Source organism: Streptomyces sp. NPDC002853 (assembly GCF_053591915.1).
In genome coordinates this window covers 341,287-363,618 of the sequence record NZ_JBSFUS010000010.1, presented here as the reverse complement: position 1 = coordinate 363,618, position 22,332 = coordinate 341,287, and the positions used below count along the sequence as shown (strand labels likewise).

Below are 22,332 nucleotides of genomic sequence, written 5' to 3'. Positions count from 1 at the left end.
GTCACTTCTCCTGAAGGCTGGTCGTCGGAGGGAAGTCTGCGGTCTCGGTGGTCTGCAGGGCCAGGGTCCGGTCCGCGTTGAGGCGTACGACGATGTGGCGCCGCCAGGCCTCGTCGTCGCGGTCGGGGCGGTCCTCGCGCCAGTGGCAGCCGCGGGTCTCCTCGCGGCGCTGCGCGGCGGCCACCAGGACGCGGGCGACGCACAGGAGGTTGGTGGTCTCCCAGGTGTCGACGCCCGGCTCGGCGGTCTTGCCGTCCTCGGCGAGCGCGCCCGCGGCCTCGGCGTGGATGCGGGCGAGCCGGGCCGCGGCCTCGGAGAGGGAGTCGGCGGACCTGAGCACTCCGGCGCCGTCGGTCATCACGCGCTGGATGGCGAAGCGGGCCTCGGGAGGCAGCAGGGGGTGCGCGGGGGTGTCGGGGTGGGAGACGGGTGCGGGCACGCGCGCGTGGAGCGTCTTGCCCGCGTGCAGCGTCGCGATGTCGGCGGCGATGCGCTCGGCGTAGACCAGGCCTTCCAGAAGGGAGTTGGAGGCGAGGCGGTTCGCTCCGTGCACGCCGGTGCAGGCGACCTCTCCGCAGGCGTACAGTCCCGGGACCGTGGTGCGGCCGTGCGGGTCGGTGCGGACGCCGCCGGAGGCGTAGTGCGCGGCCGGCGCGACGGGGATGGGCTCGGTCACCGGGTCGATGCCGTGGGCGCGGCAGGCGGCGAGGATCGTCGGGAAGCGGTTCTCCCACATCTCGGCGCCGAAGTGCCGGGCGTCCAAGTACATGTGCTCGACGCCCAGTTCCTGCATGCGCCGCGTGATGCCCTTGGCGACGATGTCCCGGGGCGCGAGCTCGGCGAGCTCGTGCTGTCCGACCATGAAGCGCCCGCCGTCCGCGTCCACGAGGTGGGCTCCCTCGCCGCGCACCGCCTCGGAGACCAGCGGCTGCTGGCCCTCCGCGTCGGCGCCCAGGAAGAGCACGGTGGGGTGGAACTGCACGAACTCCAGGTCGCTGACCTCGGCGCCCGCGCGCAGGGCGAGCGCGACGCCGTCGCCCGTCGACACGGAGGGGTTCGTGGTCGCCGAGAAGACCTGGCCCATGCCGCCGGTGGCGAGGACGACCGCGGGGGCGTGCACCGCGCCCACGCCGTCGTGCTGGCCCTCTCCCATGACGTGCAGGGAGACACCGGCGGTGCGTCCTTCGGCATCCGTGAGCAGGTCGAGTACGAGGGCGTTCTCCACGGTCGGGATGGCCTGCGCGCGCACCGCTTCGACCAGGGCGCGGGAGATCTCCGCGCCGGTCGCGTCGCCGCCCGCGTGGGCGATGCGGCGGCGGTGGTGGCCGCCCTCGCGGGTCAGCTCGATGGCGCCTTCGGGGCCGGTGTCGAAGTGGGCGCCGGTCTCGATGAGGCGGCGCACGGCGTCGGGGCCCTCGGTGACCAGGGTGCGCACGGCCTCCTCGTCGCACAGGCCCGCGCCCGCCACGAGGGTGTCGTCCAGATGCTGCTCGGGGGTGTCGCCCTCACCGAGTGCCGCGGCGATGCCGCCCTGGGCCCAGCGCGTGGAGCCGTCGTCCAGGCGCGCCTTGGTGACCACGACGGCCCTCAGGCCCGCCGCCGAGCAGCGCAGGGCCGTGGTCAGTCCGGCCACTCCGGAGCCGACGACGACGATGTCGGCTTCCAGGGACCAGCCGGGGGCGGGGGCGTGCAGCCGTATTCCGGTGGCGCTCATGGGGTGGCTCCGAACGTGAGCGGGATGTTGTCGATCAGCCGGGTCGCGCCGACCTTGGCCGCGACGGCGAGGACCGCCTCACCGGTGTGGCCCGGCTGTACGTCGGTGAAGTCGGCGGGGTCGACCAGCGCCAAGTAGTCCAGTTCGAGCGGGGGCCTGCTGCGGGCCGCCTGGTCGAGGACGTGGCGGGCGGCGGCACGGACGGCCGCGGGGCCGCCGGGCACGGACGGCGTGACGGACTGGGCGACCGCATGGGTGTCGGCCGCGGCGCGGGACTCCCCCAGGGCGTTCAGGGCGTCGGCGCGCGCGTGCGTGACGGGGGCGAGCGCGGCGCGCGCGTGGAGGGCCTCCTGCGCGGCGTGCCGGTCGCGGCCCGCGAAGAGGGCCTGGGAGAGCGCGAGCGCGGTGCGCCGCTCGGCCGGCGAGAGGTAGCGGTTGCGGCTGGAGAGCGCCAGGCCGTCGTCCTCGCGCACGGTGGCTACGCCGACGATCTCGACGCCGAAGTTCAGGTCGCGCACCATGCGGCGGATGAGGGCGAGCTGCTGTGCGTCCTTCTGGCCGTACAACGCGACGTCGGGCCGGGTGAGGTGCAGCAGCTTGGCGACGACCGTGAGCATGCCGTCGAAGTGTCCGGGGCGTGTGGCCCCTTCGAGGAGGGCGCCCATGGGGCCGGCGCTGATCCGGACCTGCGGTTCGCCGCCGGGGTAGACCTCGTCCACGGAGGGGGCGAACACGAAGTCCGCGCCTTCCTGTTCGGCGATCTTGACGTCGGCGTCCAGGGTGCGGGGGTAGCGGTCGAGGTCCTCGCCCGCTCCGAACTGGAGGGGGTTCACGAAGACCGTGACCACGACTTCGCCCTCGTCGCCCGCGATGCGGCGTGCGGTGCGGATCAGGGTGGCGTGGCCCTCGTGCAGGGCGCCCATGGTCATGACGACGACGCGGCGCCCCGTACGCGTACGCGTGCGCAGCGGCTCGGCGGTGTGCACCAGGCGGGTCATCGGGCTCCTCCGTCGGCGTCGCCGGTCCCGGTCCCGCCCCCGCCGTCGGCCAGGACCCCCAGGAGGTCCTCGGCGAGCTCGGGCTTGAGCAGTCCATGGGCGAGGGCGCGGTCGGCGGTCGCGCGGGCCATCGCCAGATAGCCGGCGACGGTCTGCGGGGCGTGCTTGCGCAGCTCGGCGACGTGCGCGGCGACGGTGCCCGCGTCCCCGCGCGCGACGGGCCCGGTGAGGGCGGCGTCGCCGGACCGCAGCGCGTTGTCCAGGGCGGCGCCGAGCAGCGGGCCGAGCATCCGGTCGGGGGCGGAGACGCCCGCTTCCTTGAGCAGGTCCATGGACTCGGCGACCAGCGTGACCAGGTGGTTCGCGCCGAGCGCGAGCGCCGCGTGATACAGCGGCCTGGCCTCCTCGGCGATCCACTCGGGCTCGCCGCCCATCTCGATGACCAGGGCCTCGGCGGCGAGGCGCAGCTCCTCGGGCGCGGTCACGCCGAAGGAGCAGCCCGCCAGGCGCTGCACGTCGACGGGGGTGCCGGTGAACGTCATGGCGGGGTGCAGGGCGAGCGGCAGGGCGCCGGCACGCAGCGCGGGTTCAAGGACCTGGGTGCCGTACCGCCCGGAGGTGTGCACCAGGAGCTGGCCGGGGCGGATGGCCCCGGTCTCGGCGAGGCCCTCGACCAGGCCCACGAGGGCGTCGTCCGGAACGGTCAGGAGGACCAGGTCGGCGCGCTCCAGGACCTGGGCGGGCGGGACGAGGGGGACGTCGGGCAGCAGGGTCGCCGCGCGTCGTACGGACGCGTCGGAGACCCCTGACGCGGCGACCGGGCGGTGCCCGGCGAGCTGGAGTGCCGCGGCGAGCGCGGGGCCGACACGGCCCGCTCCCACGACGCCCACCGTGAGCCTCGCGGGGCGGTCCCGCGGGTCTGGCTGATGAGGTGCGTTCACGCGATGACGCCTTCCCGTTCCAGTCCGCTCGGGGTACCGGACGATTTCTCGTCATGCTAACGCGATTGGTCGGCGCCGCGTCCTCGGCTGTCCACAGGCTGTGGGTATTCGTATGACCGGTGGCCGCCGGCACGCCATGCTCGGGGGATGACTGCACACGACGGAGAATCCGAGGTGAGCGAGCAGGACCTGCTCGCCGCCCGCCGCCGGTCCGCCGCACTCGGCGCCACCCGCACCCTGCACCGCTGGTCCGCGCACCTCCCGCTCGCGACGCGGCTCTCCGCGCTCGCGGACGCGGCTTCGGAGGTCGTGGACCCGGACGAGCCCGTCGACATCTACGGCAACGCGGTCGTCGCGCGCCTGGAGGACGAGGTCGCACGGCTGCTCGGCAAGGAGTCGGCAGCCTTCTTCCCGACCGGCACGATGGCCCAGCAGGTCGCCCTGCGCTGCTGGGCCGGCCGCACCGGAAACGCGGCGGTCGCCCTGCACCCGAGGGCCCACCCCGAGGTGCACGAAGGGGGCGCCCTCAGCGCGGTGAGCGGGCTGCGCACGGTGCATCCGACGAGGGAGCCGCGGCTGCCCACGGCCGACGAGGTGCGGGACTTCGAGGAGCCCTTCGGGACGCTGATGCTCGAACTGCCGCTCCGGGACGCCGGTTTCGTCCTGCCGTCCTGGGAGGAGCTCGAAGAGGTCGTGGAGGCGGCCAGGGAACGGGACGCCGTCGTGCACTTCGACGGTGCGCGCCTGTGGGAGTGCACGCCGCACTTCGACCGCTCCCCCGCGGAGATCGCCGGCCTCGCGGACACCGTGTACGTGTCGTTCTATAAGTCCCTGGACGGCCTGAGCGGCGCGGTGCTCGCGGGCCCGCGCACCCTGGTCGACGAGGCACGCACCTGGCGTCACCGCTACGGGGGCCAGGTCTTCCAGCAGTTCCCGGCCGCCGTCGCCGCTCTGCTCGGCCTGCGGAACACCCTCCCCCGGCTGCCGGATTACGTCGCCCACGCGCGCGTGGTCGCCGACGCGCTGCGGGAAGGGTTCGCGGCGGCCGGGGTGCCCTGGTCGCGCGTGCACCCCGGGCAGCCGCACACGCACCAGTTCCAGGTCTGGCTGCCGTACGACGCCGAGGCACTCACCGAGGCGGCGCTCGGTCAGGCCGAGGAGACCAAGACCCAGCTGTTCGGCCGCTGGTTCCCGGACGGGCCGCCCGGCCTCTCGGTCACGGAGGTCACCGTGACCGAGGCGGGCCTGGAGTGGTCGTCCGACGACGTCAATGATGCGGTCGCGGAGTTCGTGCGACGGATCCCCGGATGAGCCGTGACAGGGCGGCCCGGATCCTTCCGTGGGCGGGGCGTTCCTCGACGACGGCACGGAAGCGGCCGTAGTCGCGTACCTCGCGGACGACCTGCCAGTCATGCCGGCCGGGGGCGGGCGGGGTGCGCTCGTCGTGCTGGGCGGCGCGGTAGCTGTCGAGCAGGTACTGCTGGGTGATGCTCATGACGGGTTCGCCTCTCAGGACAATTGTTACTTATCGGGCACCCTTGGGTCGACGGGAAGCAGAGTCGGCACAAGGAGGTGGAGACCGGGGTCCGGTGGAGTCGTCGTCCGGCCCTGTCACCACAGACTGCTCCCGCCGTCCCGCCGTCGTCGCGCCGATTGACACCGGGCGTCAATCGGCGGCCGGGATGTCGGTGGCGCGGTGCACGATGGGTCCATGAGCGTGCACATCGAGATCGCGGGCCTGCCGCCGGAGCGGATCTTCTTCGACCCTTCGCCCCTGGCGGAGCTGGGCGTCGCCCTGCACGCGCTGGCCGAGCCCGGCCATCATCCGGGGCTGCACGGCTGGGCCACGGCGACCACCGCCTGCCTCAAGCCGGACCTCGCCGACCGGCTGTGCGAGGCCGACTTCCTGTGGCGGAACACGTTCTCGGACGTCTTCATGCCGTTCGCCGGGCTCGTCGAAGGCGACGGCAGGCCGGGCGCCACGCTCACCGACGAACTGGACCTCCTCGACCGCCTGGACGACGAGCGATTCGTCATGGCGGCCCTGGAGTTCACCTGCGGCACGACGTACAACGAAGGCGGCCCCTCGCCGCTCACCGACCCGGTCCGCGGTGCGCGCGCCCTGGAGCTCGCCGCCACCCGCGGAACGCGCCAACTGGACTTCGCACGACGCCTGCTGAGCGATCCGCACACCGTCCGGGAGTGGCTGCGCCGCCTCCTGGAGGACTGCGACGAGGCGTTCTTCGCGGACACCTGGCGGCGGGTGCGCGTCCAACTGGCCGCCGACGCCCGGCACAAGACCGAGATACTCCGCCACAAGGGCCTGGCCGAGGTGCTGTCCTCAGTCTCGGCGGCCCTCTCCGTGGACGCCGACAGCCGTCGCATCACCGCGGACAAGCTCGTGCCGGGCCGCACGACCGCCCTGGACCACTCCCTGGGCGCGGGCCTCACGTTCGTGCCGTCGCACTTCTCCTGGCCGCACCTGATGGTCCTGCACGCGCCCGGCTGGCGCCCGGTGATCCACTACCCCGTGTCCGCGCCCGACCTGGCCAAGCCCACCTCGGTGGAGACCCTGGAGAAGCGGCTCACGGCCCTCGCGCACCCCGTACGCCTGCGGTTGTGCCGCGACATGGCCCGCGCGCCCTTCACCACCGGCGAGCTGGCCCACGCGACCGGCCTGACGGCCCCCGAGGTCTCCCGGCACCTCACCCTCCTCAAGAAGGCGGGCCTGGTGACCACGGCCCGGCGCGGCCGGTACGTGATGCATCAACTGGACGTCTCCGTGGTGGCCCGCCTGGGCAGCGACTTCCTGGAGGGCATCCTGCGCTGACCCGCGCGAAGCCGCGTCCCCGTGGGCAGCCGTCAGGCCGCCCCGCCGCCCGCCCGCACCAGACCCGTCTCGTACGCGAGAACCACCACCTGCACCCGGTCCCGCAGGCCGAGCTTGGTCAGGATGCGGCCCACATGGGTCTTCACCGTGGCCTCCGACAGGACGAGCCGCGCCGCGATCTCCCCGTTCGAGAGCCCCTGGGCGACCAGGATCATGACCTCGCGCTCGCGGTCGGTGAGCCGCTCGAGCTCCTTGTGCTGGGGCTGCCCGCCCGCGTTCGGCAGCATCGGCGCGAAGCGGTCCAGAAGGCGCCGTGTCGTGGACGGCGCGACCACCGCGTCGCCGCTGTGCACGGAGCGGATCGCGGCGAGCAGCTCACCCGGAGGCACGTCCTTCAGCATGAAGCCGGAGGCGCCCGCCTTCAGCCCCGAGAAGGCGTACTCGTCGAGGTCGAAGGTCGTCAGGATCAGCACCTTCGGCGGGTTCGTGTCCTGGCAGATCCGCCGGGTCGTCTCCACGCCGTCCAGCTTCGGCATGCGTACGTCCATCAGCACCACGTCGACCTCGGTCGTGCGCAGCGCCTGGAGCGCCTCGACCCCGTCACCCGCCTCCGCGACGACCTCCATGTCCGGCTGTGCGGCGAGCACCATCCGGAACCCCGTGCGCAGCAGCGCCTGGTCGTCGACGAGCATGACGCGGATCGACATCAAAGGCCCCTTCGTGAATGTGCTCGTGAAACTGCTTCGTGAGCGAACGGATGTGGCGTACGTGGTCAAGAGCGTATGGCGTGGACGTTTCGGTGACAGGTGTCAATTTGCGGGCTTGAGCGGGAGAAGCGCACTGATGCGGAAGCCGCCGCCCGGCCGCGGCCCCGCGTCCAGCGTGCCGCCGACCATGCCGACGCGCTCCCGCATGCCGATCAGGCCGTGCCCGCTGCCGTCCGCGCCGCCGTCCTCGTACAGCTCGTGGGGCGCGCCCTTGCCGTCGTCCTCGACAAGGAGCCCCAGGCCGTCGTCGAAGTAGACGAGGCGCACGCTCGCGCCGGTGTTCTCGCCGCCGTGCTTGCGGGTGTTGGTGAGCGCCTCCTGCACGATGCGGTACGCCGTGAGCTCGACGCCGCTCGGCAGCGGGCGAGGGGTTCCCTCGACCTTGAAGTCGACGGGGAGGCCTGCCGTGCGCACCTGCTCGATGAGCTCGTCGAGCTGCTCGACGTCGGGCTGCGGGACGTACTCACCGCCCTCCTGGTGCTCGCCGGTGCGCAGCACGCCCAGCAGCCTGCGCATCTCGGCGAGTGCCTGGCGCCCGGTGCCCGAGATGGTCTCCAGGGCCTGCTTGGCCTGCTCGGGGGCGGCGTCGAGTACGTACGCAGCGCCGTCGGCCTGGACGACCATCACCGAGACGTTGTGCGCCACGACGTCGTGCAGCTCGCGCGCGATCCGGGCCCGCTCGGCCGCCACCGCGACCTTGGACTGCGCCGCCCGCTCCTTCTCCAGGCGGTCGGCGCGCTCCTCCAGCTGGGCGAAGTAGGCGCGGCGGGTGCGGATGGAGTCGCCGAGCACCCAGGCCAGGGCGAAGGGCACCATCTGGAAGATCGCGAAGAAGATGCTGCCGAAGGTGCTTATGCTCTCCTCCGGCCAGCGCAGCGACGACAGCGGAGCCGCGCACAGGCCGCCTATGAGGGCGAACCGCGAGGCCCACTTCGTGCCGTCGGCCGACGCGGTGTAGATGATCACCAGCATCGCGAAGTCGGCCGGCATCGTCTTCACGTCGAAGATCAGCTGGGCGACGCCGAGCACGACGGCGAGGATGAGCATCTTCTCGACGTACTTGCGGCGCAGCGCCACCACGACGGACATTCCGAGGACGATGACGGCGGCCGCGACCTTCGGGTCATGGCCTTCCGCCTCGGCCATGGAGACAAGACCGATGCCGGAGACCCCGAGCAGGACGAGGGCCCAGAAGCCATCGACCCCGGTCGGGTGTCTGCGGAGGAAGTCATAGACGCGCTGCACGTAACCCAGCGTAGGCAGCGGGACGGCCCTCCGGGGTCAACCGGAGGTCCGATCCGTACCGCTCGCGTGTACTCCCCAAGGTGGAGGCCCGCTTAGCCTTCTCGCGTGACGAACGAGGTCCGAGGTGAGCGGAAAGACGCGCGGCGCGGCTGGCGGGAGGCCATGGAGGCCGCTCTGTACGGGCCCGGCGGCTTCTATCTGCGCCCCGAGGGACCCGCGGGACACTTCCGGACGTCGGTGCACGCCTCGGCCCATTTCGCGGGCGCGGTGGCCCGGCTGCTGTGCCGGGTGGACGAGGCGCTCGACCACCCGGACGAGTTGGCCTTCGTCGATCTTGGCGCGGGGCGCGGTGAGTTGACCGCGGGCGTCCTCGACGCGCTGCCCGCCGACGTGGCGCCACGCGTGCGTGCCTGCGCGGTCGAGCGGGCCGGTCGCCCGGCGGGGCTCGATCCCCGGGTCGAGTGGCGCGACCTGCCGCCCACCGGCGTGACCGGCCTGCTCTTCGCCAACGAATGGCTCGACAACGTCCCCCTGGACGTAGTCGAGGTGGATTCCGAGGGCCTGGCGCGTCAGGTGCTCGTCGGCGACGACGGCAGCGAGGTCCTCGGCGACGTGGTGCAGGGTGCGGACGCCTCCTGGCTCGCGCGCTGGTGGCCGCTCGCCCCGGAGCCCGGCCTGCGCGCGGAGACCGGCCGGCCACGGGACGAGGCGTGGGCGAGGGCCGCGGCGACACTGACGCGCGGCCTCGCGGTCGCCGTGGACTACGCGCACGACCGCTCCGCACGGCCGCCCTTCGGGACGCTGACCGGCTTCCGGGCGGGCCGCGAGACGGCGCCCGTGCCCGACGGCACCTGCGACATCACCGCCCATGTGGCACTCGACGCGTGCGCGCTGCCCGGCGCCCGCCTGCTCACCCAGCGGGCGGCTCTGCGGGCGCTCGGCGTGAGCGGTGGCCGCCCGCCGCTCTCCCTCGCCTCCAGCGATCCGGTGGCGTACGTACACGCCCTCACGAGAGCGGGAGAGGCGGCCGAACTGACCGCCGACGGCGGTCTCGGCGACTTCGGGTGGCTGCTCCAGCCGGTGGGGATCGATGACGCGCCCGGCGGGCCGCTACTTGTCGATGTCGCCGACCACGAAGAACAGTGACCCCAGGATCGCCACCATGTCGGCGACCAGCTGCCCCGGAAGCAGCTCGGCGAGGGCCTGGATGTTGTTGTACGACGCCGAGCGGAGCTTCAGGCGGTACGGGGTCTTCTCGCCCTTGGACACCAGGTAGTAGCCGTTGATGCCCAGGGGGTTCTCGGTCCACGCGTACGTGTGGCCCTCGGGGGCCTTGAGCACCTTCGGGAGGCGCTGGTTGACCGGCCCCTGCGGCAGCTCGGCGAGCCGCTCCAGGCAGGCGTCGGCGAGGTCGAGGGCGTTGTGGGTCTGCTCGAGGAGCACCTCGAAGCGGGCCAGGCAGTCGCCCTCCTGCCGTGTGACGACCTTCAGGGTGTCCTGGAGCTCCCCGTACGCGAGGTAGGGCTCGTCGCGGCGCAGGTCGAAGTCGACCCCGGAGGCGCGGGCGATGGGACCGCTCACTCCGTAGGCGTGCACCGCCTGGGGGGACAGCACGCCGACGCCGCGCGTACGCCCCCGGAAGATCTCGTTGCCGAGCACCAGCTTGTCGTACACGTCCATGCGGGAGCGGACCGAGGCGACAGCGGCACGCGCGCGTGCAGCCCATCCGGCGGGCAGGTCCTCCTTGAGGCCGCCCACGCGGTTGAACATGTAGTGCATGCGGCCGCCGGAGATCTCCTCCATCACGTTCTGGAGCTCCTCGCGCTCCCGGAAAGCGTGGAACACCGGGGTGATTCCGCCCAGTTCGAGGGGATAGGACCCGAGGAACATCAGATGGTTCAGCACGCGGTTCAGCTCGGCGAGGAGCGTGCGCATCCAGACGGCGCGCTCGGGCACCTCCATGCCGAGCATCCGCTCCACGGCAAGGACGACCCCGAGTTCGTTCGAGAACGCGGACAGCCAGTCGTGCCGGTTGGCGAGCACCACGATCTGCCGGTAGTCACGCGCCTCGAAGAGCTTCTCCGCACCGCGGTGCATGTAGCCGATGACCGGCTCGGCGTGCTGGATCCGCTCGCCGTCGAGTACGAGGCGCAGCCGCAGCACGCCGTGCGTGGACGGGTGCTGCGGGCCGATGTTGAGCACCATGTCGGTGCTCTCCGCGGCGCCGCCGATGCCGAGCGTGGTCTCCGTCGTGGGGCTCATGCGCGCATTCTCTCGTATGCGCGCACATACGCGACTGTCACGTCGGCTACGTACGCTTGAGGCATGGAAACGGGGACGGCGGGACCGGCACGCCCGGCACGGCCGGGAGAGTCAGACGCGGAGCCGGTGTGGACCGGGCTGCCGCGGGGGGTGCTGCGGATGCGGCGACTGCTCCTCGTGGTGTGGCTGGTGCCGCTCGCGGCGGGCGTCGGGGTGCTGCTGTGGATCTTCGCCGGGCCCTCGTGGGCGGCGTTCGCGGCCATCCCCCTGGCGTTCGTCGCGTGGGGCTGGCCGATGCTGGGGCGCAACTGGCGCTCGTGGCGGTACGCGGAGCGGGTGGACGACCTCCTGATCAGCCGGGGCGTGCTCTGGCGCGAGGAGACCGTCGTCCCGTACGGCCGGATGCAGCTCGTCGAGGTGACATCGGGGCCCGTGGAGCGCTACTTCGGCCTGGCCGGGGTGCAGCTGCACACGGCGGCCGCCGCCACGGACGCCCGCATCCCCGGCCTCGTCCCCGAGGAGGCGGAGCGGCTGCGCGACCGGCTCACCGAACTGGGCGAGGCCCGCTCGGCGGGGCTGTGAGCGGCGTACGGGAGGTGGCGGGGGAGGAACACGCCGCCGGCGTCGAAGTCGTACGAGAGAGGCGTCTGCACCCCGTCACGCCCCTGCGCCGGGCCTGGGCACCGGTCGCGGTTCTCGTGGGCTTCGCGGTGCACGACCCCGGCGGCACGCAGCGGCGGGTCTCCGAGCTCCCCGTGACCGGGCTGCTCGCCGGCGTCGCCGCCGTCCTCCTTGGCGGGGCCCTCTACGGATTCATGAGCTGGTGGTTCACGCACTTCGCCGTCACCGAAACCGAGCTGCGCATCCGCACGGGCCTGATCTTCCGGCGCACCGCACACATCCGGCTCGACCGGCTCCAGGCGGTGGACGTGACGCAGCCGCTCGCCGCCCGGATCGCGGGCGTCGCCAAGCTCAAGCTGGACGTCGTCGGGACGGAGAAGAAGGACGAACTGGCCTATCTGGGGCAGGAGGAGGCTTCGTTCCTGCGGGCCGAACTGCTCGCGCGCGCGGCCGGTTTCGCACCCGAGACGGCCCACGAGGTCGGCGAGGCACCGGTCGACAACCTGGTGCACGTACCGCCGCGCATGCTCGCGATCGCCCTGCTCCTGACCGGCACGACGTGGGCCATGCTCGTCGCCACGCTCATCGTGCCGCCCTTCCTGTGGTTCGCCACCCACAACCTGTGGACGGTGCTCGCAACGGGACTGCCCATGCTGGGCGGCGCGTTCGCCGGCAGCGTGGGCCGGTACATCGCGGAGTACGACTGGAAGGTGGGCGAATCCCCCGACGGCCTGCGCATCGACCACGGACTGCTCGACAAGGCACACGAGACGGTGCCCCCGGGACGCGTGCAGACGGTGCGCGTCGTGGAGCCGTGGCTGTGGCGGCGGCGCGGCTGGGTGCGGGTGGAGCTGGATGTCGCGGGGTCGTCCAACGGCGTCCTGGTGCCGGTCGCGCCGCGCGAGGTCGCGGAGGCCGTGATCGCGCGCATCCTGCCGGGGGTGCGGGTGCCGGACGCCGCCGAGCTCGCCCTGCCTCCCGCGCGGGCCGCGTGGTGCCTTCCGGTGTGGTGGAAGGGGTACGGCCTGACGGTGACGGACACGGTGTTCGCGGCGCGGCACGGTCTGCTGCGCCGCCGCCTGTCCCTGGTCCCGCACGCGAAGGTGCAGAGCGTGCGGCTCACGCAGGGGCCCTGGGAGCGCTTCAAGGGGGTGGCGGACGTGCACGTCGACACCGGCGCCGACAAGACGGTGACGGCGCGGTTGCGGCCCACGGAGGAGGCCGTCGCGCTGCTTTCCGCGCAGGCGGAGAGGTCGCGTACGGGACGGCGGACCGCGCGGCCGGATCGGTGGATGGCCTGACAGGCCGGATTTCAGCCCGTCCGGCGTTCGAGGACGAGCCCGGCGGAGCCGGTGATGACGGCAACCAAGGCCCGGGGGCCGCCTATGCCCGCAACGCCGTCCGCAGCTCCGCCACGTCGATCTGCTCGGTCTCGTCGTGCGCCGTCAGGTCGATGACCTGGCCCACGCCCCGCGCGGCGGCGTCCTGCGGCGCGTTCTTGAACTCCGCCTCGGACTCCGCCTTGTGCACGGCGAGTGCCTCCTCGCCCACGACGTCCGCGAGGTCCACGTTCTGCACGGACTCCAGCGCACCGGCGGTCGCCTCGCTCTTCGTGCCGAAGAAGTCGAAGCCGCCCTGGACGCCCTGGCGTCGCCTCTGCGCGGGCGGCGCGACGGCGACCGCGCGCTCATGCCCGCCGTACCCCTCGGCCGCCCCGGGCTTCCCCCGCGCTTCGTCCCCGTCCGCGCGCTGCCGGGAGGCATCGTCCTCGGGGGAAGGCTTCGGAGTCAGCCGGTCGAGGGCCATGTTCGCCCTGTCGTACAGCGAAGGGGGCGCGATGGACCCCGGGCGCACGACGGGAGCCGGCGCCTCGACCCGGGCCGCGGACTGCGCGCGCGTGGGGGCCGGCGGCAACGCCCGCGCCGGGGTGGACGCCTCGATGGCGAGCAGTCGCCGCCCCTCGAGGGCGCTCGCGCGCTCGGTCTCCGCCGTCGCGTACCGCCGCAGGAGCGCCGCGTGTTCGTTGCGCAGGGCCGCGAGCTCGGCCCGCTTGGACCGCAGCTTCGTCTCCAGACGGCCCCGGATCTCGCGGGACTCGTCGAGGTCGGACTCGCACTCGGCTATGCGTTCCTCGTAGCGCCACTCGTCGCTCTTGCGGGCCCGGCCCAGCTCGGCGACCTGCTTGCCGGCCGCCAGGTCCCAGCGCCGCATGACGACCGAGCCCACGACGGCGGCCGCGGCCGCGGCCGCGGCGAGGCCGCGGAGCACGACGGGTTCCGCGAACAGCCAGGCGCCGCCGGCGCAGACAAGGGAGAGACCTGCGACCGTCGAGGGAGGCAGCAGCCTGTGCAGGGGTGGGGAATGGCGGTGACGTCCACGTGGCATGGCCAGAAACTTACCGCGCGTAGGCGAACTATGGTGCCCCGCCCGCCAAAATGAGAGCGTCACAGCGCTAACTCCCCACCCTTCACGGTCCTCTTCGGCCACTCAACTCCACTTTCGGCCGTGCTACTTCGAGGATGCCCCGTCCGGCCCGCTCTACTTCTTGATCAATCCCTTCGACTCCAGATACTCCCTGGCGACATCGGCTTCCTTCTGCCGCTCCACATCGACCTTCCGGTCGAGTTCCGCGAGATCTTCCGTCGTCAGGGTCTTGGTCAGCTTCCCGAGCGCGTCGGCTATCTCCTTGTCGCCCGCTTCCTTCGCGTTCACAACCGGAAGGATGTTGTCCGCGTTCTGCAGCTTCTTGTCGTCCTCAAGGGCGACAAGACCGAAGCTGTCGAGCGTCGCGTCAGTGGTCGTGGTGAGCACCACCTGGTCCGTGCCGTTCTTCACGGCCTGCTTGGACTGCGTGGTGCCGACGCCCTTGGGATCGATTCCCGCGACATCGATGCCGTACGTCTTCTTGAGTCCCGGGGCGCAGAACGGGCGCGACTCGCATTCGTCGCTCGCGGCGATCTTGACCTTCTCGCCCGACTTACCGAGATCCGAAAGCGTCTTGAGCTTGTGCTCCTTCGCGTATTCCTTGCTCACCGCGAAGGCGTTCTGGTCGACCGCCCCGCCGACGGGCAGCACCTTCAGGCCCTGCGGTTCCGCGAGCTTCTTCAGAGCGGTCACCGTGTCGTCCACGTCATTCGAGGCGACCGGCTTCGCCTTCGGGCCGTTCTTGCCGAGGTTGAGGAACTCCGCGAGCGTCGCCGCGTATTCGGGAGCGACATCGATCGAGCCCTTCTTGAGCTCGGGTTCGTACACCTCGCGGTTCTGGACGGTCTTGACCTCGGCGTCGTATCCGGCGTCCTCAAGGACGCCCACATAGAGCTCGGCGAGCACCTTCTGCTCGGTGAAACGGGCGGACCCGACCACGATCTTGCCCTTGCCGCCCGCCTTGTCCCCCTCGCCCTTGCCGTCCTTCTCCAGGCTGTCACCGCCGCACGCGGTGAGCCCCGCGGTCAGCGCCACGACGGCCATGGCCGCCCCTGCCATCCGTCGTGCGCGACGCGTTGTGCTGTTCATGGGTGAACCACCATTTCGAAAGACCCGGGAAAACTGGAAAACTTGGGGATCTCGGGAATCACCGCGCGACCCCCGAGCGCCCCCGCATGGGGCTGAACACCTTCCCCACGACGACGAGCACCAACTCCACGAAGAGCGCGAGCAATGCCACGAGGAGCGCGCCCGCCACCACCTGGGGCGTGTTCTGCAGGTTGAACCCGGCGGTGATGATCCGGCCGAGGCCCCCCTCGCCCGCCATCGCGGCCAGCGTCGCCGTGGCGACGACCTGTACGCCCGCGGACCGGACGCCGGTCATGATCAGTGGGTACGCGAGGGGCAGTTCGACCCGCGCGAACAACTGGCGGCCGCTCATGCCCATCCCCCGGGCCGCCTCCACCACCGCCCGGTCGACCTCGCGCATCCCGATGTACGCGTTGGTGAGCAGCGGCGGCACCGCGAAGAGCACGAGCGCGATCAGCGTCGGGATGTCCCCGTGCTCGCCGAGCGGGGTGAGCGTGAGCAGCACGAGCACCGCGAGCGTCGGCACCGCGCGGCCGACGTTCGAGATGTTCACCGCGAGGGCGCCGCCCTTGCCGATGTGGCCGAGGTACAGGGCGATCGGCAGCGCGATCAGGCACGCGACGGCGAGGCAGACACCGCTGAAGTAGAGGTGCTCGGCCAGGCGGTGCCACACCCCCTTCTCGCCCTGCCAGTTGGCACTCGTGGTCAGCCAGTCGTACGCGCCGGTTATCGCGTTCATGCAGGTTCAGCCACCTTGGCCGTGCGTTCCGCCGGGGCGGGACGCTTCGTACGTATGCGATGGACGCGGGTCCACGGCGTCAGCCACCGCTGCAGCGCGAGGAGGAGCAGGTCGGCGACGACCGCGAGGACCACGCAGAGCGCGGACGCGGTGAGCACCTGCGCCTTGAAGGTCGTGTCGAGGCCGTCGAGGATCAGCGATCCGAGGCCTCCGTAGTCGACGATCGCGCCCACTGTCGTCAGGGCCACCGTCGAGACCGTGGTGATGCGGACTCCGGCGAGCAGGGCGGGCAGGGCCAGCGGCAGCTCCACCTCCCACAGCAGCCTGAGCGGGCCGTAACCCATCCCCTTGGCCGCGTCCCTGGCCTCGTCCGGCACGGCCTGGAGCCCCGCCAGGATGTTCCGCACCAGGATCGTCAGGGAGTACAGCACGAGGCCCGTGACGACCAGCGACGCCGAGAGACCGAAGAACGGCAGCAGGAGCGAGAACATCGCGAGCGACGGAACGGTGTAGAGCACGGTCGTCACGCCGAGGATCGGTCCCGCCAGGAAGCGCCAGCGCCGGGCGAGCAGCGCGAGCGGCAGCGAGACGGCGACACCGATGGCGACCGAGGCGGCGGTGATGCCCACGTGCTGCACGGTGGCGTCGATCAGCTCCTGGCTGCGGGAGCTGACGTACTCCCCGCAGATCCAGTCGTTCGTCACCAGACAGTTCGCTTCGCTCATCCCGCCGCACTCCCCCCGAGTCCCGTTTCCTGAGGCCGTCTGGCGACCCTAACGCGCAGCACCGACAATCGCCGAGACTCGTCGTACTGGCGCAACATGGGCTTTACACAACGCCCGCAACAATGGGGAATCATGATCCGGTTCGAGCACGTCACCAAACGGTACGAGGACGGCACCACGGCCGTCGACGACCTGTCCTTCGAGGTCGCCGAGGGTGAACTGGTCACGCTCGTCGGCCCGTCGGGCTGCGGCAAGACGACGACGATGAAGATGGTGAACCGTCTCATCGAGCCGTCCGAGGGCCGGATATTCGTCGAAGGCGATGACATATCCACCACCGACCCGGTGCAACTCCGGCGCCGTATCGGCTATGTCATCCAGCAGGTCGGCCTCTTTCCGCACAAGACGGTCCTGGAGAACACGGCGACCGTCCCGCACCTGCTCGGCGTGAAGCGCGGCAAGGCCCGCGAGCGTGCCGCCGAACTCCTCGACCTGGTCGGCCTCGATCCCGCCACCTTCGGCGACCGCTACCCCGAGCAGCTCTCCGGAGGGCAGCGCCAGCGGGTCGGTGTGGCCCGCGCCCTCGCGGCCGATCCGCCGGTGCTCCTGATGGACGAGCCGTTCGGCGCGGTCGACCCCGTGGTGCGCGAGCACCTGCAGAACGAGTTCCTCCGCCTCCAGCAGGCCGTCCGCAAGACCGTCCTCTTCGTCACGCACGACATCGAGGAGGCGGTCCGCCTCGGCGACCGCATGGCCGTCTACGGAGACGGACGCATCGAGCAGTTCGACACCCCGTCGACGATCCTGGGCGCACCGGCCAACGAGTACGTGGCGGACTTCGTCGGAGCGGACCGCGGCCTCAAGCGCCTCTCCGTGACGCCCATCGAGGAGGGTGACCTGGAGCAGCCCCCCGTCGTGCACCTGGACGACGCGCTGCCCGCGCGGCTCGACGCCCAGTGGGCGGTCGTCCTGGACGGCGAGAACAACCTGCACGGCTGGATCTCCGCCGAGCACGCGCACACCGGCAAGGGGGCCGTCCGGGATCACGCCCGCCGCATGGAGGCATGGCTCCCGGTGGGCGCCACCCTCAAGCAGGCGTTCGCCACGATGCTCCAGCACGACGCGGGCTGGATCGCGGTCATCGACAAGGACAGCGAGGGCCGCTTCCTCGGCGTCCTCACCCCGGCCCGGCTGCACGAGGCGCTGCGCAGGTCGACGGCCGCCGACGCGCGTGACATCGCGCGCGGAGAGGTCGAGTTGGAGACCATCACGGCCATCAGCAAGCTCTGAGGCGCTACTTGCCGTTCAGTCGTCCGCTGATCCACTCCAGGGTCGCGGGGATCTCCCGGCGCCAGGTGTTGAAGTTGTGCCCGCCGCTGTCGAGCGTGATGGACGAGACCCTGGTGGGCGACTTCACCTTGTCGATGAACTTCTCGGTGTCCGCGAAGTTGTCCTCTCCTTGTCTGCTGGTGGTGACAAGGAGAGACGTCTTGGGCGCCGGCATGTGGTCGAGGTACCACATGAGGTCGGCACGCTCCTCCAACTCCTTGTCGCCGTGGAAGAGATCGCCCGTCGTCACGTCGATGGGCGCCTTGTAGTACGCGGAGAGCCCCGCCCCGGCGGCGTACACGTCGGGATGGTGCATGGCGAGCTTCAGGGCGCAGTAGCCGCCCGTCGAGTCACCGATGACGCCCCAGCTCCCCGCCGTGCGCCCCGCCCTGTAGTGCTCGGAGATGGCGTTCGGCAGGTCCTTGGCGAAGAACGTCTCGGTCTGCGGTCCGCCGGGGATGTCCACGCACTCGGTGTCGCGCGGCGGCGCCACGGTGGGCCGCATCATGACCAGGATCATCGGCTGCATCCTGTCCCGCCTGGCCAGCGAGTGGGCGGTCTGCGGGTAGTGCAGGCCCTTGATCAACGCCTCGGCGGTGCCGGGGTAGCCGGTCAGCACGACGGACACCGGGAACGTGCGGTTCTCGTACCGCGGCTGGAAGTACTCGGGCGGCAGGTAGACGTACGCGGGGCTCGCTATGTCCGCCTCCTTCCCGCTGACGACCACCTTCTGGATCTGGCCGCCCGTCGAGGGCCTGCCGCCTCCGGGCACGTTCACGGGCCGGGTGCCGCGCACGTCGACCGGGGACCCGCCCTTGGCGGGATCGTGGTCGACGACGACACCGGGGCTCGTCTCCTGGCCGAAGAGGTCCGCCCACGTGGCGTAGAAGCCGAACGCCTGGTTGGCGGCGAGGCCGACCGAGGCGAAGATCGCCAACTGGGTGGCGATGAGCAGCCCGATGCGGCCGGTGACGGTCCGCCAGGACTGGCGGGCCAGGCGCGGCCAGAACCAGACCGTGCCGATGAACAGCAGGACGGCGAGGAGAACCGCCAACACGAGGAGCTTGTTGCTCGTCAGACCCATGGAACGTTCTGCCTGCGCTTTCTGCCTGTTCCGTGGTTCTTTTCCGGCGGTTTTCCGATCGGGAGTGAACCCGACTCCCAGAAGGACCGTCCTAGAGGGCGCAATGTCGCCGGATGCCGTTTTGGTGCCGGAATCAAGGTCTCTCGCAGAACCACGGGATGCGATGTCTGTCAGGATAGATGCGGAAATGTCGGGTGGGGTTCCGGACAGTGAGGGCAGCCGCCCCGAGGGACGGCGCCGTACCGGCGGGCTCCGTGATGGCGGGCTCCCCGACCGGCTCCGTGACGGCAGACTCGGCCGGCTGCTCCGCGGCCCGAGCCCGGAGTCCGTACCGACCCTCGTCGCCCGCGCCTGCACCCTCGTGGGCCTGCTGAACGTGGCGGCCGGCGTCTTCCCGCGCTTCCGGCACAGCCGTATGCACGCCATCGCCGAGGTCCTGCCCGGCGCGCTCGGCCCCTTCGCCGCCGCGCTCGCGCTCAGCTCCGGCGTCCTTCTGCTGCTTCTCGCGCACGGCCTGCGCCGCCACAAGCGGCGGGCCTGGCGGGCCGCCGTGGTGCTGCTACCGGCCGGTGCCGTCGCGCAGTTCGCCTACCGGCACTCGGTCATCGGCGTACTGATCTCGCTCGCCCTCCTGACGCTGCTCCTTCGCCACCGGAGCGAGTTCGCCGCGCTGCCCGACCCGCGCAGCCGCTGGCGCGCCCTCGCCAACTTCGTGCTCCTCGGGGCCGGTTCCATCATCCTTGGCCTCGTGATCGTCAGTGTCCACCCGGGCAAGGTCATCGGGGACCCGAGCATCACGGACCGCCTCGCACACGTCCTGTACGGCCTGTTCGGCTTCGAGGGGCCCGTCGACTACTACGGACGCACGTCCTGGACCGTCGCCTGCTCACTGGGCGCCCTGGGCCTGCTCACCGCCATCACCACCATCTACCTGGCCTTCCGCCCCGAGCACCCCGCCGCGCGCCTCACCGAGGACGACGAGGCCAAGCTGCGCGCCCTGCTCGACAAGCACGGCGCCCGCGACTCGCTGGGCCACTTCGCGCTCCGCCGCGACAAGGGCGCCGTCTTCTCCCCCAGCGGCAAGGCCGCGGTCACCTACCGCGTCGTGTCCGGGGTGATGCTCGCCAGCGGCGACCCCATCGGTGACGTGGAGGCCTGGCCCGGCGCGATCGAGCGCTTCATGGACGAGGCGAAGGCCCACTCCTGGACGCCCGCCGTGATGGGCTGCTCCGAGACCGGCGGGGAGGTCTGGACCCGCGAGACCGGCCTGGACGCCCTTGAACTGGGCGACGAGGCGGTGGTGGACGTCGTGGATTTCTCCCTGGCCGGGCGTGCGATGCGCAACGTACGCCAGATGGTCAAGCGGATCGAGCGCAATGGCTACGAGACGCGCGTACGGCGCGTGCGTGACCTCGGGGAGCGTGAACTGGAGCGGATACAGCGCGCCGCCGACGACTGGCGCGGCACCGACACCGAACGCGGCTTCTCCATGGCGCTCGGCCGCATCGGCGACCCGGACGACGGCGACTGTCTGATCGCCACCGCCCACAAGGCAGACGACGAACCGGGCCCCTACGGAGACCTCAAGGCCGTCCTGCACTTCGTCCCCTGGGGCGAGGACGGCGTCTCCCTGGACCTCATGCGCCGCGACCGCGCCGCCGACCCCGGCATGAACGAGCTGCTCATCGTGGCCGCCCTGCAGGCCGCCCCGAAGCTCGGCATCGCCCGCGTCTCGCTCAACTTCGCGATGTTCCGCGCGGCCCTCGCCCGCGGCGAGAAGATCGGCGCGGGACCCGTCCTGCGCGCCTGGAGGGGCCTGCTCGTCTTCCTCTCCCGCTGGTTCCAGATCGAGTCCCTGTACAAGTTCAACGCGAAGTTCCGCCCCCGCTGGGAGCCCCGCTTCGTCGTCTACCGCTCCTCCAAGGACCTCCCCCGCATCGGCTTCGCGGCCATGCAGGCCGAGGGCTTCGTGACCCTCGCGATGCCCCGCGTCCTGCGCAAGGCGGGCGCCCAGCGCCGCCCCTGCCCGCACCGGAGCGCGGAGCGTGAGGTCCGGGCGGCATAGCGTCCGCCCGCTCGGGCCTAGGCTGGAGGCATGAGTACGTTGCGCGGGCGGGGATCGGTCGAAGGGCTGCCCCAGTGGGGCCGCTGTGCGGTCATGGGGGTCGTGAACGTGACCCCCGACTCCTTCTCCGACGGAGGCCGCTGGTTCGACACCACGGCCGCCGTCAAGCACGGCATCGACCTGGTCGCCCAGGGCGCCGACCTGGTCGACGTGGGCGGTGAGTCCACCCGTCCCGGCGCCACGCGCGTGGACGAGGACGAGGAGCTGCGACGCGTGGTCCCCGTCGTGCGGGGCCTGGCCGCCGAAGGCGTGACGGTCTCCGTGGACACCATGCGCGCCACCGTCGCCGAGCAGGCCCTGGCCGCGGGCGCCGTCCTGGTCAACGACGTCAGCGGTGGCCTCGCCGACGAGCGCATGGTCCCCGCGGTCGCCGCCGCGGGCGCGCCCTTCGTGGTCATGCACTGGCGCGGCTTCCTCGCCGACATCCACGCCACGCCCGTGTACGAGGACGTGGTCCGCGAAGTCGTCGACGAGCTCCACGCGCGCGTGGCGGCCGCCATCGAGGGCGGCATCGCCCCCGAGCGCATCGTCGTCGACCCCGGCCTCGGTTTCTCCAAGAACGCGGAGCACGACCTGGCGCTCCTGGCCCGCATCGACCGCCTGCGCGAGCTCGGCCACCCGATCCTGGTCGCCGCCTCCCGCAAGCGCTTCCTCGGCCGCGTCCTCGCAGGACCCGAGGGCGCGCCGCCGCCCGCCCGCGAGCGCGACGCGGCCACCGCCGCGGTCTCCGCCATCGCCGCCCACCAGGGCGCGTGGGCGGTCCGTGTGCACGAGGTGCGGGCCACCGCCGACGCCGTCCGTGTCGCACACGCCGTGACCAGCGCGGCGGGCGGTCCCCTGTGACCGGGGCAAGGACCGACGTCGAACAGGTCGAGCTGGCCAACACGGCCTTCTACGAAGCACTGGAGCGCGGCGACTTCGACGAGCTCTCCGACCTCTGGCTGGACGCGGACGCGGCGCCCGAGCCGCACGATCCCGACGCCCGGGACGACGAGGACATCGCGGAGGACGGCGCCGAAGCCGCGATCTCCTGCGTGCACCCCGGCTGGCCGGTGCTCACGGGCCGCGGCGAGGTCCTCAGGTCGTACGCGCTGATCATGGCGAACACCGAGTACATCCAGTTCTTCCTGACCGACGTGCACGTCGGTGTGGCCGGTGACACCGCCCTGGTGACCTGCACGGAGAACATCCTCAGCGGCGGCCCGCCCCCCGAGGCGGGCGGCGAACTCGGTCCGCTCGTCGGCCAGCTCGTCGTCGCCACCAATGTGTTCCGCCGCACAGTCGACGGATGGAAGCTCTGGTCGCACCACGCCTCACCCGTACTCGCCGAAACCGACGACGAAGAGGGCGAGGACACACCCTCTTGAGTGGGTAGGGGCGATTCCGGGAGCCCCCGCGGACGAGGGCTGTCAGTGCGCGCAGGTAGATTCGATCGAGGC

21 protein-coding genes are annotated in these 22,332 nt (G+C 71.8%); 9 read left to right on the top strand and 12 right to left on the bottom strand.

From position 1 onward, the window contains the following. Position 1: 1 nt before the first annotated feature. The 3 genes from ACWD02_RS28605 to ACWD02_RS28595 are packed head-to-tail and all read right to left on the bottom strand — an operon-like array spanning position 2 to position 3,653. Positions 2-1,714 (bottom strand): L-aspartate oxidase, encoded by a 1,713-nt coding sequence (locus ACWD02_RS28605; RefSeq protein WP_451215268.1) that lies wholly within the window; start codon positions 1,712-1,714, stop codon positions 2-4. Further along, the gene (gene panC / locus ACWD02_RS28600) at positions 1,711-2,712 is read right to left on the bottom strand and encodes a pantoate--beta-alanine ligase (protein ID WP_451215267.1); all 1,002 of its coding nucleotides are present in this window, start codon (positions 2,710-2,712) and stop codon (positions 1,711-1,713) included. Before panC ends, ACWD02_RS28605 begins: the two co-directional genes overlap by 4 nt. Beyond that, entirely contained in the window at positions 2,709-3,653 is a 945-nt protein-coding gene (locus ACWD02_RS28595; protein ID WP_451215266.1) for a Rossmann-like and DUF2520 domain-containing protein, read from the bottom strand. Before ACWD02_RS28595 ends, panC begins: the two co-directional genes overlap by 4 nt. Positions 3,654-3,800: 147 nt before the next feature. On the opposite strand from ACWD02_RS28595, the gene ACWD02_RS28590 reads away from it, so the two are divergent. Next, the gene (locus ACWD02_RS28590) at positions 3,801-4,964 is read left to right on the top strand and encodes a threonine aldolase family protein (protein ID WP_451215265.1); all 1,164 of its coding nucleotides are present in this window, start codon (positions 3,801-3,803) and stop codon (positions 4,962-4,964) included. On the opposite strand, the gene ACWD02_RS28585 is transcribed toward ACWD02_RS28590, so the two are convergent. Further along, on the bottom strand, positions 4,921-5,148 hold the full coding sequence (locus ACWD02_RS28585) for a hypothetical protein (RefSeq protein ID WP_451215264.1): 228 nt from the start codon (positions 5,146-5,148) through the stop codon (positions 4,921-4,923). The two genes, ACWD02_RS28590 and ACWD02_RS28585, sit on opposite strands and share 44 nt — an antisense overlap. A 222-nt stretch (positions 5,149-5,370) precedes the next feature. On the opposite strand from ACWD02_RS28585, the gene ACWD02_RS28580 reads away from it, so the two are divergent. Then, positions 5,371-6,483, top strand: coding sequence for a DUF5937 family protein (locus ACWD02_RS28580; protein ID WP_451215359.1), 1,113 nt, complete (start codon positions 5,371-5,373; stop codon positions 6,481-6,483). Between the two features lie 32 nt (positions 6,484-6,515). Here ACWD02_RS28580 and ACWD02_RS28575 read toward each other — a convergent pair whose 3' ends face one another. Together ACWD02_RS28575 and ACWD02_RS28570 are read right to left on the bottom strand one after the other, a co-directional pair. Next, positions 6,516-7,190 carry a response regulator gene (locus tag ACWD02_RS28575; RefSeq protein ID WP_451215263.1) on the bottom strand — a complete coding sequence of 225 codons (675 nt, stop codon included), beginning with the start codon at positions 7,188-7,190 and terminating at the stop codon, positions 6,516-6,518. A 102-nt stretch (positions 7,191-7,292) separates the two neighbouring features. Further along, positions 7,293-8,495, bottom strand: a complete 1,203-nt coding sequence (locus ACWD02_RS28570) for a sensor histidine kinase (RefSeq protein ID WP_451215262.1) — start codon at positions 8,493-8,495, stop codon at positions 7,293-7,295. Between the two features lie 162 nt (positions 8,496-8,657). On the opposite strand from ACWD02_RS28570, the gene ACWD02_RS28565 reads away from it, so the two are divergent. Beyond that, the gene (locus ACWD02_RS28565; protein WP_451215357.1) at positions 8,658-9,641 is read left to right on the top strand and encodes an SAM-dependent methyltransferase; all 984 of its coding nucleotides are present in this window, start codon (positions 8,658-8,660) and stop codon (positions 9,639-9,641) included. Here the strand turns inward: ACWD02_RS28565 and ACWD02_RS28560 are convergent. After that, the gene (locus ACWD02_RS28560; protein ID WP_451215261.1) at positions 9,606-10,757 is read right to left on the bottom strand and encodes an NADH-quinone oxidoreductase subunit D; all 1,152 of its coding nucleotides are present in this window, start codon (positions 10,755-10,757) and stop codon (positions 9,606-9,608) included. The two genes, ACWD02_RS28565 and ACWD02_RS28560, sit on opposite strands and share 36 nt — an antisense overlap. A 63-nt stretch (positions 10,758-10,820) precedes the next feature. Between ACWD02_RS28560 and ACWD02_RS28555 the strand changes: the two genes are divergently transcribed. Further along, complete coding sequence (locus tag ACWD02_RS28555; protein ID WP_451215260.1) at positions 10,821-11,339, top strand: PH domain-containing protein; 519 nt, start codon at positions 10,821-10,823, stop codon at positions 11,337-11,339. Then, positions 11,336-12,679: a PH domain-containing protein gene (locus ACWD02_RS28550; RefSeq protein WP_451215259.1), complete on the top strand. Its 1,344-nt coding sequence runs from the start codon at positions 11,336-11,338 to the stop codon at positions 12,677-12,679. Before ACWD02_RS28555 ends, ACWD02_RS28550 begins: the two co-directional genes overlap by 4 nt. An 82-nt stretch (positions 12,680-12,761) precedes the next feature. Here ACWD02_RS28550 and ACWD02_RS28545 read toward each other — a convergent pair whose 3' ends face one another. From ACWD02_RS28545 to ACWD02_RS28530, 4 genes are all read right to left on the bottom strand, one after another. After that, entirely contained in the window at positions 12,762-13,763 is a 1,002-nt protein-coding gene (locus tag ACWD02_RS28545; protein WP_451215258.1) for a hypothetical protein, read from the bottom strand. A gap of 153 nt (positions 13,764-13,916) precedes the next feature. Beyond that, positions 13,917-14,891 carry an ABC transporter substrate-binding protein gene (locus ACWD02_RS28540; RefSeq protein ID WP_451215257.1) on the bottom strand — a complete coding sequence of 325 codons (975 nt, stop codon included), beginning with the start codon at positions 14,889-14,891 and terminating at the stop codon, positions 13,917-13,919. Between the two features lie 58 nt (positions 14,892-14,949). After that, positions 14,950-15,630, bottom strand: a complete 681-nt coding sequence (locus ACWD02_RS28535) for an ABC transporter permease (protein ID WP_451215256.1) — start codon at positions 15,628-15,630, stop codon at positions 14,950-14,952. Then, positions 15,627-16,355, bottom strand: coding sequence for an ABC transporter permease (locus ACWD02_RS28530; protein ID WP_451215255.1), 729 nt, complete (start codon positions 16,353-16,355; stop codon positions 15,627-15,629). Before ACWD02_RS28530 ends, ACWD02_RS28535 begins: the two co-directional genes overlap by 4 nt. A 132-nt stretch (positions 16,356-16,487) precedes the next feature. Here ACWD02_RS28530 and ACWD02_RS28525 point away from each other — a divergent pair, with 132 nt between their 5' ends. Then, entirely contained in the window at positions 16,488-17,645 is a 1,158-nt protein-coding gene (locus ACWD02_RS28525) for an ABC transporter ATP-binding protein (protein ID WP_451215254.1), read from the top strand. A gap of 4 nt (positions 17,646-17,649) precedes the next feature. On the opposite strand, the gene ACWD02_RS28520 is transcribed toward ACWD02_RS28525, so the two are convergent. Continuing rightward, positions 17,650-18,768 (bottom strand): alpha/beta hydrolase, encoded by a 1,119-nt coding sequence (locus ACWD02_RS28520; RefSeq protein ID WP_451215253.1) that lies wholly within the window; start codon positions 18,766-18,768, stop codon positions 17,650-17,652. Between the two features lie 187 nt (positions 18,769-18,955). Between ACWD02_RS28520 and ACWD02_RS28515 the strand changes: the two genes are divergently transcribed. Genes ACWD02_RS28515 through ACWD02_RS28505 form a run of 3 tightly spaced genes read left to right on the top strand, consistent with a single transcriptional unit; the run spans position 18,956 to position 22,260 of the window. Next, positions 18,956-20,833 (top strand): phosphatidylglycerol lysyltransferase domain-containing protein, encoded by a 1,878-nt coding sequence (locus ACWD02_RS28515; protein WP_451215252.1) that lies wholly within the window; start codon positions 18,956-18,958, stop codon positions 20,831-20,833. Between the two features lie 30 nt (positions 20,834-20,863). Continuing rightward, positions 20,864-21,736: a dihydropteroate synthase gene (folP, locus tag ACWD02_RS28510; protein WP_451215251.1), complete on the top strand. Its 873-nt coding sequence runs from the start codon at positions 20,864-20,866 to the stop codon at positions 21,734-21,736. After that, the gene (locus tag ACWD02_RS28505; protein WP_451215250.1) at positions 21,733-22,260 is read left to right on the top strand and encodes a nuclear transport factor 2 family protein; all 528 of its coding nucleotides are present in this window, start codon (positions 21,733-21,735) and stop codon (positions 22,258-22,260) included. Before folP ends, ACWD02_RS28505 begins: the two co-directional genes overlap by 4 nt. Positions 22,261-22,332: the final 72 nt, after the last annotated feature.

Bases quoted from the DNA above. Each gene is read 5' to 3' on its own strand.
- ACWD02_RS28605 (WP_451215268.1), bottom strand. From the start codon at position 1,714: ATGAGCGCCACCGGAATACGGCTGCACGCCCCCGCCCCCGGCTGGTCC.
- panC (WP_451215267.1), bottom strand. From the start codon at position 2,712: ATGACCCGCCTGGTGCACACCGCCGAGCCGCTGCGCACGCGTACGCGT.
- ACWD02_RS28590 (WP_451215265.1), top strand. From the start codon at position 3,801: ATGACTGCACACGACGGAGAATCCGAGGTGAGCGAGCAGGACCTGCTC.
- ACWD02_RS28585 (WP_451215264.1), bottom strand. From the start codon at position 5,148: ATGAGCATCACCCAGCAGTACCTGCTCGACAGCTACCGCGCCGCCCAG.
- ACWD02_RS28575 (WP_451215263.1), bottom strand. From the start codon at position 7,190: ATGTCGATCCGCGTCATGCTCGTCGACGACCAGGCGCTGCTGCGCACG.
- ACWD02_RS28565 (WP_451215357.1), top strand. From the start codon at position 8,658: ATGGAGGCCGCTCTGTACGGGCCCGGCGGCTTCTATCTGCGCCCCGAG.
- ACWD02_RS28560 (WP_451215261.1), bottom strand. From the start codon at position 10,757: ATGAGCCCCACGACGGAGACCACGCTCGGCATCGGCGGCGCCGCGGAG.
- ACWD02_RS28555 (WP_451215260.1), top strand. From the start codon at position 10,821: ATGGAAACGGGGACGGCGGGACCGGCACGCCCGGCACGGCCGGGAGAG.
- ACWD02_RS28545 (WP_451215258.1), bottom strand. From the start codon at position 13,763: ATGCCACGTGGACGTCACCGCCATTCCCCACCCCTGCACAGGCTGCTG.
- ACWD02_RS28540 (WP_451215257.1), bottom strand. From the start codon at position 14,891: ATGAACAGCACAACGCGTCGCGCACGACGGATGGCAGGGGCGGCCATG.
- ACWD02_RS28535 (WP_451215256.1), bottom strand. From the start codon at position 15,630: ATGAACGCGATAACCGGCGCGTACGACTGGCTGACCACGAGTGCCAAC.
- ACWD02_RS28530 (WP_451215255.1), bottom strand. From the start codon at position 16,355: ATGAGCGAAGCGAACTGTCTGGTGACGAACGACTGGATCTGCGGGGAG.
- ACWD02_RS28525 (WP_451215254.1), top strand. From the start codon at position 16,488: ATGATCCGGTTCGAGCACGTCACCAAACGGTACGAGGACGGCACCACG.
- ACWD02_RS28520 (WP_451215253.1), bottom strand. From the start codon at position 18,768: ATGGGTCTGACGAGCAACAAGCTCCTCGTGTTGGCGGTTCTCCTCGCC.
- ACWD02_RS28515 (WP_451215252.1), top strand. From the start codon at position 18,956: ATGTCGGGTGGGGTTCCGGACAGTGAGGGCAGCCGCCCCGAGGGACGG.
- folP (WP_451215251.1), top strand. From the start codon at position 20,864: ATGAGTACGTTGCGCGGGCGGGGATCGGTCGAAGGGCTGCCCCAGTGG.